Origin of the sequence: Rhodococcus daqingensis, assembly GCF_042665615.1 — a bacterium.
Taxonomy (GTDB): Bacteria; Actinomycetota; Actinomycetes; order Mycobacteriales; family Mycobacteriaceae; genus Rhodococcus_G; species Rhodococcus_G daqingensis.
In genome coordinates, this window is record NZ_JBHTCS010000022.1 from 223338 (window position 1) to 239210 (window position 15873).

General features: G+C 71.0%; 12 protein-coding genes. 9 read left to right on the forward strand and 3 right to left on the reverse strand.

Annotation, left to right across the window (positions count from 1 at the left end):
- The first annotated feature begins 2 nt into the window (after positions 1-2).
- Complete coding sequence (locus ACFQS9_RS18760; RefSeq protein WP_378407524.1) at positions 3-1085, forward strand: FecCD family ABC transporter permease; 1083 nt, start codon at positions 3-5, stop codon at positions 1083-1085.
- Positions 1085-1984, forward strand: coding sequence for an ABC transporter ATP-binding protein (locus tag ACFQS9_RS18765; RefSeq protein ID WP_378407406.1), 900 nt, complete (start codon positions 1085-1087; stop codon positions 1982-1984). Before ACFQS9_RS18760 ends, ACFQS9_RS18765 begins: the two co-directional genes overlap by 1 nt.
- A gap of 37 nt (positions 1985-2021) precedes the next feature.
- On the opposite strand, the gene ACFQS9_RS18770 is transcribed toward ACFQS9_RS18765, so the two are convergent.
- Both ACFQS9_RS18770 and ACFQS9_RS18775 read right to left on the reverse strand, forming a co-directional pair.
- Positions 2022-4598: a bifunctional lysylphosphatidylglycerol flippase/synthetase MprF gene (locus ACFQS9_RS18770; RefSeq protein ID WP_378407408.1), complete on the reverse strand. Its 2577-nt coding sequence runs from the start codon at positions 4596-4598 to the stop codon at positions 2022-2024.
- Positions 4595-5905: an alpha/beta hydrolase gene (locus ACFQS9_RS18775; RefSeq protein WP_378407410.1), complete on the reverse strand. Its 1311-nt coding sequence runs from the start codon at positions 5903-5905 to the stop codon at positions 4595-4597. Before ACFQS9_RS18775 ends, ACFQS9_RS18770 begins: the two co-directional genes overlap by 4 nt.
- Positions 5906-6037: 132 nt before the next feature.
- On the opposite strand from ACFQS9_RS18775, the gene ACFQS9_RS18780 reads away from it, so the two are divergent.
- The 4 genes from ACFQS9_RS18780 to gndA all read left to right on the forward strand — a co-directional run bounded on the left by ACFQS9_RS18780 (position 6038) and on the right by gndA (position 11307).
- Positions 6038-6460 (forward strand): BlaI/MecI/CopY family transcriptional regulator, encoded by a 423-nt coding sequence (locus ACFQS9_RS18780; RefSeq protein ID WP_378407412.1) that lies wholly within the window; start codon positions 6038-6040, stop codon positions 6458-6460.
- Between the two features lie 26 nt (positions 6461-6486).
- On the forward strand, positions 6487-7431 hold the full coding sequence (locus ACFQS9_RS18785) for a M56 family metallopeptidase (protein WP_378407414.1): 945 nt from the start codon (positions 6487-6489) through the stop codon (positions 7429-7431).
- Between the two features lie 283 nt (positions 7432-7714).
- The gene (locus tag ACFQS9_RS18790; protein ID WP_378407416.1) at positions 7715-9697 is read left to right on the forward strand and encodes a DEAD/DEAH box helicase; all 1983 of its coding nucleotides are present in this window, start codon (positions 7715-7717) and stop codon (positions 9695-9697) included.
- Positions 9698-9849: 152 nt separating this feature from the next.
- Entirely contained in the window at positions 9850-11307 is a 1458-nt protein-coding gene (gene gndA / locus ACFQS9_RS18795) for an NADP-dependent phosphogluconate dehydrogenase (protein WP_378407418.1), read from the forward strand.
- Positions 11308-11374: 67 nt separating this feature from the next.
- Here gndA and ACFQS9_RS18800 read toward each other — a convergent pair whose 3' ends face one another.
- The gene (locus ACFQS9_RS18800) at positions 11375-11860 is read right to left on the reverse strand and encodes a DUF4262 domain-containing protein (protein ID WP_378407420.1); all 486 of its coding nucleotides are present in this window, start codon (positions 11858-11860) and stop codon (positions 11375-11377) included.
- 193 nt (positions 11861-12053) lie between these two features.
- Between ACFQS9_RS18800 and ACFQS9_RS18805 the strand changes: the two genes are divergently transcribed.
- The 3 genes from ACFQS9_RS18805 to guaB1 are packed head-to-tail and all read left to right on the forward strand — an operon-like array spanning position 12054 to position 15731.
- Positions 12054-13406, forward strand: coding sequence for a DEAD/DEAH box helicase (locus ACFQS9_RS18805; protein ID WP_378407422.1), 1353 nt, complete (start codon positions 12054-12056; stop codon positions 13404-13406).
- 3 nt (positions 13407-13409) lie between these two features.
- Positions 13410-14291: a DMT family transporter gene (locus ACFQS9_RS18810; RefSeq protein WP_378407423.1), complete on the forward strand. Its 882-nt coding sequence runs from the start codon at positions 13410-13412 to the stop codon at positions 14289-14291.
- 3 nt (positions 14292-14294) lie between these two features.
- Complete coding sequence (gene guaB1, locus ACFQS9_RS18815; RefSeq protein ID WP_378407424.1) at positions 14295-15731, forward strand: GMP reductase; 1437 nt, start codon at positions 14295-14297, stop codon at positions 15729-15731.
- Positions 15732-15873: the final 142 nt, after the last annotated feature.

Here is a 15873-nt window from a genome sequence, read left to right on the forward strand (position 1 = left end):
TGATGAACGACGAGGTCGAACTCCCCACGACCGTGCCCTCGCGCCCGGCCTTCCGGGTCGGGCCGGTCTCCCTGGTCCGCCGGACCGTCATGCTCGCGATCACCATGGCCCTGCTCGGCGCCGCATTCCTGTTGCTGTGCATCAACATCGGCCGCGGCGACTTCGCGATCTCGGTGCCGACCGTCGCCGAGATCCTCTTCGGCGGCGGCACCAAGGTCGAGCGGTTCATCGTGATGGATCTGCGGTTGCCGCGCTCGCTCACCGCGCTGCTCACCGGATTGGCCTTGGGCATCTCCGGCGCGATCACCCAGTCCATCCTGCGCAATCCCCTGGCCAGCCCGGACCTGTTGGGCATCACCGCCGGAGCCAGTGCCGCCGCGGTTGCCCTCATCGTGCTGGCCGGCGGTGGCAGCTTCGTGGGACTGCTCGCCGTGCTCGGGATCCCGATCGCGGCGCTGGTCGGTGGCATCGTGACCGCCGTCGTCATCTACGCGCTCTCCTGGCGGGGCGGAGTGCAGGGCTACCGGGTGGTGCTGATCGGTATCGGCTTCAACGCCATGCTGATCGCCGCGATCCAGTGGATGCTGATCTCCGCCGACATCAACGATGTCGCCCGCGCGCAGGTCTGGCTCAACGGATCTCTCAACGGCAGCGACTGGGCGCAGGTCTGGCCGGTCGCGATCGGCGTCGCCGTGGTCGGCACGATCGCGCTGATCTCGTCCTTCACCCTCGGCGCGCTGCGTCTCGGCGACGACAACGCCCGCTCGCTCGGCATCCGACTGCAGGCCGGCCAGGCCACCCTGCTGCTGGCCGCCGTGGCGCTCGCCGCCATCGCGACCGCGGCCGTCGGACCGATCGGGTTCGTCGCGCTGTGCGCGCCGCAGCTCGCGCTCCGGATGCTGAGGACTGCCGGTCCGCCCATCCTGGCGTCCGGCCTGACCGGGGCCGTGCTGGTGATCGGCAGCGACGTCATCGCGCGCACCATCCTTCCCGTCGAACTCCCGGTCGGCATCGTGACCTCGGCGCTCGGCGGACCGTTCCTGCTGTATCTGCTCGTCCGCAACAATCGAAAGGTGTCGGTCTGATGAGCGAGCTCACCACCGAGCACAGCGCGCCGCGACTCGCGGCCGAGCACTCCGCACCGCGGCTCGCCGCCGAAGCCCTCACCGTCGGCTACGGCGACCGGATCATCGTGGACGGTCTCGACCTGGAGATCCCGACCGGCGTCGTGACGACGGTGATCGGTCCCAACGGCTGCGGCAAGTCCACCCTCCTCCGCTCGCTGGGCCGGCTGCTCAAACCGAAGTCCGGTCAGGTGCTGCTCGACGGCAAGGCCATCTCGAGCCTCAAGACCAAGGACGTCGCGCGCACCCTCGGCATGCTGCCCCAGGCACCCGTCGCGCCGGAGGGACTGACCGTGGCGGACCTCGTGGCCCGCGGACGGCATCCGCACCAGTCCTGGATCCGGCAGTGGTCCGCCGACGACGAGGGCGAGGTGGCCAGGGCGCTCGCCCTGACCGGGGTGTCCGAGCTCGCGGACCGACCGGTCGACCAGCTCTCCGGCGGCCAGCGCCAGCGCGCCTGGATCTCGATGGCCCTCGCCCAGGGCACCGACATCCTGCTGCTCGACGAGCCGACCACGTACCTGGACCTGGCGCACTCGATCGAGGTCCTCGACCTGGTGGACCGGATGCACGAGGAACTCGGACGGACGGTGGTGATGGTGCTGCACGACCTGAACCTCGCGATCCGGTACAGCGACCGGCTGATCGTCATGTCCGAGGGCGCGGTCGTCGCGTCCGGCACACCGAGCGAGGTGATCTCGGCGGAGCTGCTCCTGGAGGTGTTCGGGCTCGAGGCCCGGGTCATCGAGGACCCCGTCTCCGACCGGCCGCTGATCGTGCCCATCGGGACCCGGCACGTGTACGGGTCGATCGGTGGGCCCGCGACCGCAGCCGATGCGGTGAGCGTCGGCTCGGTTTGAGTCAGGCGGTCACTCTCGAGCGACCTGCAAGCAGTCGCTAGCGGTTCCCCCCACCGATCATGGTGCGCACCAGGCGAACGCCCTGCCCGACCGAGACCTCCGGCAGGTAGGCCCGCCCGATGGCGTTGCCGATGCTCGGCAACGCCGCGGGATCGGCGAACGTCATGTGCATCGGCACGTACTCGGGCTGGAACTTCGATTTGAAGGCCAGCAGGGACCGAAACCCGTACACCGGCTCCAGCGTCTTGCCGAGGACGTCCAGGAGCCGATCCAGCACCGTGGACAATGCGGAGCGCGCGGGATCCTCCTCGGCCTCCGCGGCGTCGACCGGCGCGGCGACCTTCGCCAGCGGTGCGCCGGACAAGCTGACGAACTCCGCGCCCTCTTCCTTGAGGAGCATCGCCGCCGACGCGATCAGGAATTCCATCGCGGGACGGAAGCCCTCGGAACGGCGTCGCATGAAATCGAGCGTCCACCCGACCACCCGTCCGTCGCGGTAGACGGGCATCCACGAGGTGACCCCGTGCACGGTGCGCTCGGAATCCACGGCGACCAGGCACCGCACCTGCGGGTCGTCGATCTCCTCGAGGCCGCCGAGGGTGAAGCCCATCTCCGGCATCCCCTTGTCCGCCACCCACTCCTCCGAGATGGCGGTGATCTGATCGGTGATCGCCAGCGGGGCGTCGGGGAACGAGATCCACTCGGCACCGATCCCGTCCTTCTTGGCCCGGTTCACCGCGGTGCGCACATCCTGGAACTTCTTGCCGGTGAACGCCAGGTCGTCGAGCCGGAGCACCGTTTCCTCGGCGACCTGGATTCCGGACCACCCCATCGAATCGGTCACCTCCCGCAGCCCACCCGTCACCGAGTAGAAGCACGGGATCCAGCCGCTGCCCGACGCGAACTCCGCGAAATCGGTCACGTTGGCCCGCAACCGGTCCGGCGGACCGACCGGGTCTCCGGTGGTCAGCGCGACGCCGGCGATCACCCGGTACGCCACGTAGCTCTTCCCGTCCGGGCTGAACCAGTACTTGTTGCCGCGCCAGGTCGTCATCCACGACAGCGGGCTACCACCGGTGGCCCGCAACAGGTTCCGGGCCCGTTCCGTGTCCTCCGTGTCGGCGCCGTAGGCCGGTGCGAGGAACGTCGCCAGCACCGCCACGCAGGCGATCGCCCAGAACAACACACCGGTCCACTCGAACAGCAGCGTCGTGGCCGCGCTGTCGGGCAGCAGCCGCGGGTCCAGCCATTGCAGATACACCGGGGGGATCAGGCGTTGGGGGTAGTCGACGATCAACCCCGAGAGCCCGGGGTCCCGATCGAATCCGCGGCCCGCCAGCAATCCGCCGATGACGTACAGCCCGCCGAGCCCGGCGGCGACGGCCAGCAGCAGCGCCCACATCTTGCGGTACGTGCCCTTCGGCGCGGAGACGTCGAAGAACCGTCGGGTCAGCAACAGCAGCACGAGAATCGCGAGCGGCATCAGGAACGGCGCGATGGTCCGGTACAGGTTCGGCGAGTCGAGACCGTAGAAGATCGATTCCTCCCCGACCGACTCGATGAACCGGACGAAGTAGTTGGCCACGGACAGCACGAGCAGCACACCCTGCACGACGACCGCCGCGATCCAGGCGAACCGCCTCCCACGGCGCAGCCCGTCCGCGAGCACCAGCAGGAAGATCGAGGGCATCAGGCTCAGCAGCGTCGGCCCGACCCCGCCGAGCCGCAGCCCGAGCAGCCCGCGCCGACACGCCTCACTGTCCGACGACCCAGCAAAACAGACCGCGCGCACCTCGTCCGGCGTCCACGGCACCCCGCGGAACAGCTCGCGCAGCACGGCCAGCGGCCCGACCGCGTTGGGCGAGAGGGCCGCCAGCGCCGGGCCGAGCGCACCGGCGGCAACCACGATCGCGACGAGGACCCGGCCCTCGCGGCGGGTCCCCGCGAGGCGCGTCCCGCGCGCCGACCGGCCGACGATCCACGGGCCCAGGACCAGCCCCACCACCCCGGCGGCGAGCCGGATGACGTCCTGCAGGTGCCCGCCAAACAGCGCGAGCGTGATCAGCAGCGCCAGCAGACCCACCCGGGTCCGCCGGCGCCACAGCGTGTCCATCCGCGAGCTCGCCACCATCGCCACGCCGACGATCCAGGTCGTCGGGCCGACCGCGCCGCCGATGTGGAGCCGGAAGCCCCATCCCTCGTCGACGAGTTTGACGAGCGCGGCCACCGCGACGCCGAGCAACGCGCCGAGCACCTGGGTACCGACCGCGGCCACCGCGAACCGGCCCGACCCGATCCGGTGCTCGATCGGCGCGGCCACCAGCAGGACCAGCGCCGTCGCGACCAGATATCCGGCCAGGCTCGGCGCCCAGAGCCCGGCGGTGAACGCCGTCCAGACCCGCCCCTGTTCGAAGGCCACGATTCCCACGGCGAAATGACGGTCCACGTACCGCGACGGACCGGACAGCAGGCTCGAGGTCGCCGCGCCGAGGACCCAGATCAGGACCAGCAGTCCGATGCTCACCGGCGCGCCCGACGCGCCGGACCTGGCCAGCTCGACCAGCCTCCGGGTCTGCCGGGTGGCCGCCGTCGCCGTCGCGGTCGCCTGAGTCATGAGATCAGCCCCATCCTTGTCGCCAACCACCCGAGCTCGCGTTCGAGCCCGGCCGACCACACCGCAAAGCTGTGCCCCCCTGGCAATTCCAGGTACTGCACGTCCATCCCAGCCGCCTTGGCCGCCTGATACACCCGCTGAGCCCCGGGCCGGTACTCGTTGTCGTCGCTGCCGACGACGAACACGCCTGCCGAGTTCGGGTAGGTCCGCGCGGCCATCAGGTCCATCGGATTCACCGCCGCGAACTTCGATGCATCGCCGCCGAATGCCTCGTCCACCGTGCGGGTCCGGTCGCCGAGTGTCGGTTCCTCCTGCCCGGACAGGTCGAGGAAAGTCGGGTACACCTGTGGGTAGTTGGTGGCCATCTGCAACGAGCACGTGCCGCCGTAGGACAGCCCGCCGATGGCCCAGGTCCGCGGGTCCGGGTTCACCTCGAGATGCGATTTCACCCAGTCGGGCACGTCCCGGGCGAGATAGGTCGCCACGTTGCCGAGCCGCGAATCGAGACAGAGCGGGTTGGCGAGCTGGGACCCCGTGCCGTCGGCGACGACCACCACCGGCGCCAGGCCGCCGTGCTGCGCGGCGAAGGCATCCATCGCCTGAGCCAGCCGTCCACCGCCCAGCCAGTCCTCCGGGGATCCCGGCTGCCCGGCGAGCAGGACCAGCACGGGCAGCGCCGGGCTGGGGTCCGCGAAGTAGGCCGGCGGGAGGTAGATCCGAGCCTCGCGGGCACCGAATCCGGACACGACGCCGGGGATCGCCACCGTCGTCACGCGCCCCTCGGTGGGCAGGTCGGCCGGTGGCCGCCACACCGACTCGAGCGGGGTACCCGCGACCGGATCCGGTTGGGGCGGCGGCAGCTGATCGAAGCCGATCTCGTTGGGATCGGCGATGCCGAGGACGTCGCGCACGGTCGGGTAGGCGGCGAACTCGAGGTTGATCTGCGCGCCTGCCGCCGCGACCACGGCCACAGCGGCAAACACGGAGACCACCGCTCGCCACACCCGCCGGTCCAGCAGCAACCGCGCCAGCAGCAGCGCCACCGCGAGGATCCCCAGGCCGATCCAGACATAGACCTCGGTCGCGATCGGATCGGGGAACGGCCGCCACCACTTCTCGACGACGAACCAGAGGGCGGCGGTGCACGCGAGCGCGACCGCGGCGGCGAGCGGTACCGCGCGGCGCCGGTACCGACGCGGATTCGTGATCGGCGCCAGCAGCAGCCAGAGTCCGCCCGCGGCTCCGACGACCGTGACGAACCACGGGAGCGGGCCGGAGGTCAGTGACCAGCGAAGCAGCCAATCCACGGGTGCGCCTCTCGACGGAATGACTGCAGACTATTCCCTCCAGCGCCCCCGCACGCCCATAGCACAGTTCCCGCGATTCCGTACTACGAGTAGTAGTACGCATGTGCGTCGGACAGTCCGTAGACTGTTCCCATGGCAGGACTTGGTGAACTCGAGCGCGCAGTCATGGACCACCTCTGGTCCAGTTCCGAACCCCAGACGGTGCGGCAGGTACATGAGGCTCTCGCCACGCGCCGGGAGCTCGCGTACACGACCGTGATGACGGTGCTGCAGCGTCTCGCCAAGAAGAATCTGGTGATCCAGCAGCGCGACGATCGCGCCCACCGCTATGTGCCCGTGCACGGCCGCGACGAGCTCGTCGCGAGCCTGATGGTCGACGCGCTGCAACAGGCCGAGGAGTCCAACGGACGGGCCGCCGCGCTCGTCCATTTCGTCGGGCAGGTGGGCGCCGACGAGGCGGCCGCGCTGCGGGAGGCGCTCGCCGCGCTCGAGGCCTCCGACGCCGCCAAGCGAGGCCTCCACAGCGTCGATCCGGGGACCGATCGAGCCAGCTGAACCAGAATGTGGATGATGGGTAGGACATGAACCCCACCACCGCACTGGCCTTCGCGCTGCTCGCACTTCTGCTTGCAGGGCCGGTGCCCGCCGTCCTCGCCCGGGCCACCTGGCCGTATCGGGCGCCGCGGGCGGCTCTGGTCTTGTGGCAGGCGATCGCGCTGGCCGCCGTGCTGTCCGCCTTCAGTTCCGGGCTGGCGATCGCGACCCAACTGCTTGTGCCCGGCCCCGACGGCAAGCCGACGACCGCACCCACGGCAGAGATCGACGCGCTCGGCCTCCCACTGTGGACCGCCTACGTGGTGGTGCTCACCCTCACCCTGCTGATCGGCGCGAAGCTGGTGTTCTCCATCGCGTCGGTCGGCGTGCGCACGCGCAGGCGCCGGGCCCGGCACCGGATGCTGGTCGACCTCCTCGATCAGCGGGACCCGCACCGCGGACGCACCTCGAACCTTCGGGTACTGAGCGCCGCCGAACCGATCGCCTACTGTCTGCCCGGCCTCCGGCAACGCGTCGTGCTCAGTGAGGGCACTCTGGCGAGCCTGAAGCGCGAGGAGGTCAAGGCCATCCTCATGCACGAGCGCTCGCATCTTCGGGCCCGGCACGACCTGGTCCTCGAGGCGTTCACCGCCGTGAACGAGGCCTTCCCCCGGGTGGTCCGCAGCAAGTCCGCGCTCGGCTGCGTCCAGTTGCTCGTCGAGATGCTCGCCGACGACTCGGCGGTCAAGGTCACCGGACCGACTCCCCTGGCCCGTGCGCTGGTCGCCTGCTCGGGATCAAGCGCCCCGGTCGGCGCCATGGCGGCGGGCGGGCCCCACACGCTGACCCGGATCAGGCGACTCGGCGGCGACGGCAACGATCTCCAGATCGCGGCCGCCGCCTATCTCGCCTCGGTTGCCATCCTCGTCGTACCCACGATCGCGGTCGCGGTGCCCTGGTTGGTCGAGCTCAGCCGCCTGTTCCGGGGCTGAGCCCGACCCGTTCCGGTTCGGGGGCTGAGCCCGACCCGGCGGCGCGCCCAGGCGCAGTTGCCCACGTCACAACCCCGCTGACGTGTTGTTTTACCGGGCCTCGCGTACACTCGACGACGGCCGCAATCGCGGTCCAACCATTGATTGTTCAGGCACCCAGCCCCGCCCCCGGCCGTAATGTCACCGGGAATGGCCAGGCGACACTGTGCCCGGCTCGTCTCTTTGCGTGCTGCATGACAGCTCGCGCTCCGCGACGCGCCCGACGTCCGGAGAGGTAATCCGCGTGACCGACGCTGTCCACATGTCTTCTGCTGCCCCCGTTTCCCCCGAGGAACCGGCGACGCTCGAGTCCCCCTCGCCCGCCGAGGAGACCCCCACCATCACGTTCGCCGAGATCGGTCTGCCCGCTCCCGTGATCGCCGCCCTCGGCAGGAACGGCATCACCGTGCCGTCGCCGATCCAGGCGATGTCCGTGCCCGACGCGCTCGCGGGCAGGAACGTCCTCGGTCGGGCCCAGACAGGGTCCGGCAAGACCCTCGCCTTCGGCCTGCCGATGCTGGCCCGGCTCGCCCAGCACGAGGACCGTCCCGCCGCGAAGCGACCCCGCGCACTGGTCCTCGTGCCCACGCGCGAGCTCGCGATCCAGGTCGTCGACTCGCTGTACCCGTACGCATCCTCGGTCGGCGTGAACGTGCGCGCCGCCGTGGGTGGCATGCCGTTCACCAAGCAGGTCGAGCAGCTCCGTCGCGGCGTCGACATCCTCGTCGCGACCCCCGGTCGACTCGGTGACCACCTGCGCCAGGGGACCTGCGTGCTCGACCAGGTCGAGATCACCGCGCTGGACGAGGCGGACCAGATGGCGGACATGGGCTTCCTGCCCGAGGTCCGTTCCATCCTCGGCGAGACCCGGCCCGACGGTCAGCGCCTGCTGTTCTCCGCGACCCTCGACCGCGAGGTGCAGTCGCTGGTCCGGCAGTTCCTGTCCGACCACGTGACGCACTCGACCGAGGACGGCAAGGCCAGCGTCGACACCATGGAGCACTACGTGCTGCTCGTCGAGCGCGGTCAGAAGGATGTCGTCCTCGCCGAGATCGGCGCCCGCGAGGGCCGCACCATCATGTTCGCCCGGACGAAGCTCGGCTGCGAGGGCATCACCGATCGTCTTCGCGCGGTTGGCATCCCGGCCGAGTCGCTGCACGGCGGCAAGGCCCAGAACCAGCGCACCCGCGTCCTCGAGCGCTTCAAGAGCGGCCGCACCCCGGTCCTCGTCGCCACCGACGTCGCGGCCCGCGGCATCCACGTCGACGGCATCGACCTGGTCGTGCACGTCGATCCGCCCGCCGATCACAAGGACTACCTGCACCGCGCCGGCCGGACCGCCCGCGCGGGCGAGAAGGGCACGGTCGTGGCGATCGTGCTGCCGAACCAGCGTCGCCTGGTTCGCAAGCTCACCGGGATGGCAGGGGTGGACGCCACCGCGGTGAACGTCGCGCCCGGCTCCGAGGAGCTGGCCAGCATCACCGGCGCCAAGGCGCCGAGTGGCGAGCCGGTTCGCGAACAGCACTTCAAGAGCGATCGCTTCGGCGATCGGCCCCGACGCGAGGGTGGCTACCAGGGCAACCGGCCGCGCCGCGAGGGCGGCGGCTACCAGGGCAGCCGGCCCCGCAGTGAGGGTGGCTACCAGGGCAACCGCTCCGAAGGCGGCTACCAGGGTGAGCGCAAGTACGGCGAGCGCCCCCAGCGCAGCGAGGGTGGCTACCAGGGCAACCGGCCCCAGCGCGACGGTGGCGGCTACCAGGGCAACCGGCCCCAGCGCGACGGTGGCGGCTACCAGGGCAGCCGGCCCCAGCGCGACGGCGGCGGCTACCAGGGCAGCCGGCCCCGCAGCGAGGGCGGCTACCAGGGCAACCGCCCCCAGCGCGACGGCGGCGGCTACCGCGGCGAGCGCTCCGAGGGTGGCTACCAGGGCAACCGCTCCGAGGGCGGTTACCAGGGCGAGCGCAAGTACGGCGACCGCCCCCAGCGCAGCGACGGTGGCTACCAGCGTTCGCACGGCAGCCGCCCGTACGGCGACCGTCCCCAGGGCGAGCGCCCGCAGCGGGACCGCCCGTACGGCGACCGCCCGAACCGCGACTCCGGCAACGCCGATCGCGGCCACGGCGACCGTCCCCAGCGCAGCGGCGATTCCGCTCGCTCCGGCGGCTTCCGCAGCCGCACCGAACGCCGCTCGTACGACGGATTCGAGGGCCCGCGTCGCGATCGCTGATCGCAGACGACCCCACCACGAGACGCCACCGACCGCCCACGCGGTCGGTGGCGTCTCGTGTATCCGGACACAGGACGCGCAGCACCGGCACCCGCAGCCGAAATCGGGACCCGCGCTTTTGTTCGCGCGCCCAGCAAGGGAAGGTGTACGGCATGACCGAGAACAGCAGCACGACCGCCCGCGCGCAGATCGGCGTCACCGGACTTGCCGTGATGGGCTCCAATATCGCCCGGAACTTCGCCCGGCACGGCCACACCGTCGCCCTGCACAACCGCAGCGTCGCGAAGACCGACGCCCTCATCGCCGAGCACGGCGGTGACGGCGACTTCGTCCGCACCGAGACCGTCGAAGAGTTCGTCGCGGCCCTGCAGAAGCCGCGCCGGGTCCTGATCATGGTGAAAGCGGGAGACGCCACGGACTCGGTGATCGAGGAGCTCGCGTCCGCGATGGAACCGGGCGACATCATCATCGACGGCGGAAACGCGTTGTACACGGACACCATCCGCCGCGAGGCCGCGCTCCGCGCCCGCGGACTGCATTTCGTCGGTGCAGGCATCTCCGGCGGCGAGGAGGGCGCCCTGAACGGCCCGTCCATCATGCCGGGCGGCCCCAAGGAGTCCTACGAGTCCCTCGGACCGCTGCTCGAGTCCGTGGCGGCCCAGGTGGACGGCACCCCCTGCTGCACCCACATCGGCCCCGACGGCGCCGGTCACTTCGTGAAGATGGTGCACAACGGCATCGAGTACGCCGACATGCAGCTGATCGGCGAGGCGTATCACCTCTTCCGTGACGCGCTGGGCCTCGATGCCGGCCAGATCGCGGACGTGTTCGCCGAGTGGAACACCGGCACGCTCGAGTCCTACCTGATCGAGATCACCGCGGAGGTGCTGCGGCAGAAGGACGCCGCGACCGGTCAGGCCCTCGTGGACGTCATCGTCGACGCCGCCGAGCAGAAGGGCACCGGCCGCTGGACGGTCAAGTCCGCGCTCGACCTCGGAGTCCCGGTCACCGGCATCGCCGAGGCCGTCTTCGCTCGCGCGCTGTCCGGTTCTCGGGCCCAGCGAGCGGCCGCCCAGGCGCAGGGCCTCGCCGCCGGAACCCTCGGCGACAAGCCGACCGACGCCGCACAGTTCACCGAGGACATCCGCGCGGCGCTGTACGCGTCGAAGATCGTCGCGTACGCCCAGGGTTTCGACCAGATCGCCGCCGGAAGCGCCGAGTACAACTGGGATCTCAAGCCCGCCGACCTCGCCACCATCTGGCGCGGCGGCTGCATCATCCGCGCACAGTTCCTCAATCGGATCAAGGACGCGTACGAGGAGAACCCGGACCTGCCGAGCCTGATCCTCGCCCCGTACTTCCGGGAATCCATCGAGGCGGGCATCGACAGCTGGCGCCGCGTCGTGGCCACCGCCACCATGCTCGGCATCCCGGTCCCCGGTTTCGCCTCCTCCCTGTCGTACTACGACGGCCTGCGCGCGGAACGCCTGCCCGCCGCGCTCACGCAGGGGCAGCGCGACTTCTTCGGCGCGCACACCTACGAGCGCACCGACCGCCCCGGCAAGTTCCACACACTCTGGAGCGGCGACCGCTCCGAGGTCCAGGCGTAACACCGCCGAGTTCCGTGGACCCGGCCTCCCTCCGGCGCCGTGAGGTGCAGGAGGGAGGCCGGTCTCGTCAGGCCACGATCCGGCCGCCCGGCGGCGTCCCCAGCAACGGTTGCACGATGGTCGAGCTGATCGGGCCCTCCCACGGCATCAGGCCCTCGCAATCGGCCCAGACAGCCTGGACGGCGGACACGGCCCGCGGCCCGTACAGGTCCACCGCGCGCAGCAGCCAGGACTCGCACTCACGCACTCGGATCAGGCACACCTCGAGTCCGCAGGCCTCGATACGGTCCCCCGGCTCGAGCGGATCGCCGTGCCACAAGCGCTGTCCGAGCTCGTTGAGAACCGCCACCGACTCATCCGCCGCCCTGCCGGTGAGGACAACCTCGGAGCACCCGATCCCGGTCAACCCGACCGTGTAGCAGAAGGCCGGGTGCACGCCCCTGTCGTCCACCGACGATTCGACGTACTGCAGCGCCCATCCGCACCTGTCGATGGCTCGCAACATCTTTCGACGTGCCTGTTCCGGGCTCATCCCGTCGCAGATCTCACACATGACCCACCCTCCCGAATTCGAATGTATGTTCGATGTCGAATGATGCACCCGGCCACCGACAGCGTTCGCCGCGTCGAGGTCACGGGCATGAATGGCGAATCCTGGCCGCCCGGGCGGTAACCTCACTGCACGCGCCGACGACGTTCCGTGAGATCGGGGGCGCCCGCGGCCCAACATCGGAGGCAACCGCGACATGTCCGACCCAGTGACCGCAGGACCCGCCGCCACCTTCGCGGGGCTCGGCCTCCCGCCGCTGCTGGTGCAGTCACTGAATCGGGAGAAGATCACCGTCCCGTTCCCCATCCAGGCCGCCGCGATCCCCGACATCCTGACGGGCCGCGACGTGCTCGGGCGCGGTCCGACCGGCTCCGGCAAGACCCTCGCGTTCGGATTGCCGATGCTGGTCCGGCTCAAGGGCGCCCCCAGCGCGCCCGGCCGCCCTCGCGGGCTGGTCCTCGCGCCGACGAGGGAACTCGCCGCGCAGATCGAGAAGGCGCTCGACGAATCGGCGCTCTCACTCGGGCTGCGCCTGGCCTGCGCGGTCGGCGGACTGCCGATCAAGGCTCAGGCCCAGCGGCTCGCACGCGGGGTGGATCTGCTGGTGGCGACGCCCGGCCGACTGACCGACCTGATCGAGCAGGGCGCGGCCTCGCTCGCCGAGGTACGCGTGACGACGGTCGACGAGGCCGATCACATGGCGGAACTGGGGTTCCTCTCGCAGGTCACCACGCTGCTCGACCGGACGCCGAAAGACGGTCAGCGCCTGCTCTTCTCGGCGACCCTGGACGGCGGGGTCGACGCCCTCGTCCGGGACTACCTGAGCGATCCCGTCACTCACGCCACCGCGCCTGCGGCCGCCTCGGTGGCCACGATGGACCACCACCTGCTCTATGTCCGCAAGGCCGACAAGCAGGCCGTGGTCGCCGAGATCGCCTCGCGCACAGGCAAGACCCTGCTCTTCGTCCGCACGAAGCACGGCGTGGACCGGGTCGCCGACGAACTGCGGTCCGCCGGGGTCGTCGCGGGCGCGCTGCACGGCGACAAGACGCAGAGCAACCGCACCCGCACGCTGGCCGCCTTCGCCGACGGCGACACCCCGGTCCTCGTCGCCACCGATGTCGCTGCCCGCGGAATCCACGTGGACGGGATCGACCTGGTGGTCCACGTGGATCCCCCCGGCGAGGCGAAGGAGTACCTGCATCGCGCCGGCAGGACCGCCCGCGCAGGCGAGTCCGGGACCGTGGTGACCCTGGTGACCGACGATCAACGCGCCGAGGTCGCCGCGCTGACCGAGAGGGCGGGCGTGTCCGTCGCGGGCCTCGAGGTACGTCCCGGCAGCGCCGCGCTCGTCGCCCTGACCGGCGCCCGCACGCCCAGCGGCATCCCGGTGCCGCCGCCGGCCGTGCCGGAGCCGACACCACCGAAGGAGCGCGCCCCCGCGCGGGGAGCACGGGGCAGGCGTCCCGGCGCGACCACGGCGCGCGCAGGCGGGCGGCGCGGCAGCGGTGCGGGCGCGCACGGCCACCGCAATCGTGGGGGACGCTGAGCGATGTCCGGAACCCCCCTGCTTGCCGTCGCGTTCGCGTTGATCGGTGCGCTGCTGTTCGCCTGCGGCTCGGTGGCCCAGCAGAGCGCGGCGGCGGGGGTGGCGGAGGAGGACGCGCTGATGGCCGAGCTGATCAGGAGCAAGCGCTGGTGGGCGGGCCTGCTCGGGGACGGCGGCGGCTACGTGTTCCAGGCGATCGCACTCGGCGTCGGGTCGGTGCTGGTGGTGCAGCCTCTGATCGTGACGTCCCTGCTGTTCGCGCTCCCCCTCTCGGCCCGGTTCAGCGGTGCCCGGATGACCGCACGCACCTGGTCGATGGCGCTGGCGCTGGCGGCGGCGCTGGTCGCGTTCCTGATCGTCGGGAACCCGACCGAGGGCCACAACTCGTCGGCGTTCGCACACTGGCTGGTCCCGCTCACGGTGATGCTCGGTCTGGTCGCCGCCGCGGTCGCGGCGGCGATGGCCCGGATCGGCCCCGGCCCCCGGGCGCTGCTGCTCGGGTTCGCCAGCGGCTCGCTGTACGGCGTCGTGGTCGCGCTGACCAAGTCCGTGATCGACCTGCTGCACCTGGGCCCGGCGGCCGTGCTCGGCAACTGGACCACCTGGGCGTTGATCGCCGCGGGCCTCACCGGGTTCTACCTCCAGCAGCGCGCGTTCCACGCGGGCCCACTCTCCGCCTCGCTGCCCGCGATCACGATCGCCGAGCCGTTGGCCGCTGCCTTCCTGGGCTTCACGGTGCTCGGCGAGCGGCTGCGGGTGCACGGCCCCGGGATGGCTCTGATCGCGGTCACGGTGCTCGTCATGGTCGGCACCACCATCGTGCTGTCCAGATCGCAGGCGGAGGTCACCACACACGCGCAGTCTTCCCAACCGGTACTCTCGTAAGACGTGCGCTTCCTCGACGGCCAGCAGCCGCCCTATGACCTGACCTACGACGACGTCTTCATGGTGCCCAACCGCACCGAGGTCACCTCCCGATTCAACGTGGATCTGTCCACGGTCGACGGATCGGGCACCACCATCCCGATCGTCGTCGCGAACATGACCGCGGTCGCGGGTCGCCGGATGGCCGAGACCGTTGCGCGTCGCGGCGGCATCGTGGTCATCCCGCAGGACATCCCCGCCTCCGCCGTCGCCGAGACGGTCTCGTTCGTCAAGAGCCGCCACCTGGTCGCCGACACCCCGGTCACCCTCGGCCCCGAGGACTCCGTCTCCGACGCGATCGCCCTGCTGCCCAAGCGTGCGCACGGCGCGCTGGTCGTGGTCGAGAACGACCGCCCGATCGGCGTCGTCACCGAGGCCGCCTGCGCCGACGTCGACCGTTTCGCCAGGCTCCGCGCCGTGGCCATCACCGACTTCGTCACCGCACCCGTGACGGCGTCCCCGCGCGAGGTCTTCGAACTGCTCGAGTCCAAGCACGACCCCATCGCGGTCATCGTCAACGAGGACGGCACCCTGGCGGGCGTGCTCACCCGGACCGGCGCGATCCGGGCCGGCATCTACGAACCCGCCCTCGACGCGAACGGCAAGCTGCGGGTCGCCGCCGCCGTCGGCATCAACGGCGATGTGGCGGCGAAGGCACGCGAACTGGTCGCGGCCGGCGCGGACGTGCTCGTGATGGACACCGCGCACGGACACCAGCAGAAGATGCTCGACGCGCTCGGGGCCGTCGCCGCCCTCGACCTCGGGGTGCCGCTGGCGGCGGGCAACGTCGTCTCCGCCGCGGGTACCCGGGACCTCATCGCCGCGGGTGCCAACATCGTCAAGGTCGGTGTCGGGCCGGGCGCGATGTGCACCACCCGGATGATGACGGGCGTCGGCAGGCCCCAGTTCTCGGCGGTGGCCGAATGTGCCGCGGCCGCACGCGAGCTCGGGGCCCACGTCTGGGCGGACGGCGGCGTCCGGCACCCCCGTGACGTGGCCCTCGCCCTCGCGGCAGGCGCGTCCAACGTGATGATCGGTTCCTGGTTCGCCGGCACCTACGAGTCACCCGGCGATCTGCGGATGGACCAGGCGGGCAACGCCTACAAGGTGAGCTTCGGCATGGCGTCCAAGCGCGCCGTCGCGGCCCGCACCGCCACCGACAGCGCCTTCGACCGCGCCCGCAAGGGCCTGTTCGAGGAGGGCATCTCGAGCTCGCGCATGCGCCTGGACCCGGACCGCCCCGGCGTCGAGGACCTCATCGACCACATCTGCTCCGGGGTGCGCAGCACCTGCACCTACGCGGGTGCCCGCACGGTCGAGGAGCTGCACGAGAAGGCGCTGCTCGGCGTGCAGTCGGCGGCCGGTTTCGCCGAGGGCCGCCCGCTGCCCGCCGGCTGGTAGCCGACAGAGACACCGGCTGGTAGCGAGCCGACACACCCGCGCACCACCTCGACTACCGGGCACGGTCACCCGTGCCCGGTAGAATCGAGGTCTGCACGCGCCCACGCGCAGAGCATGGCTGCGCACAACAGGAAGGAACAAG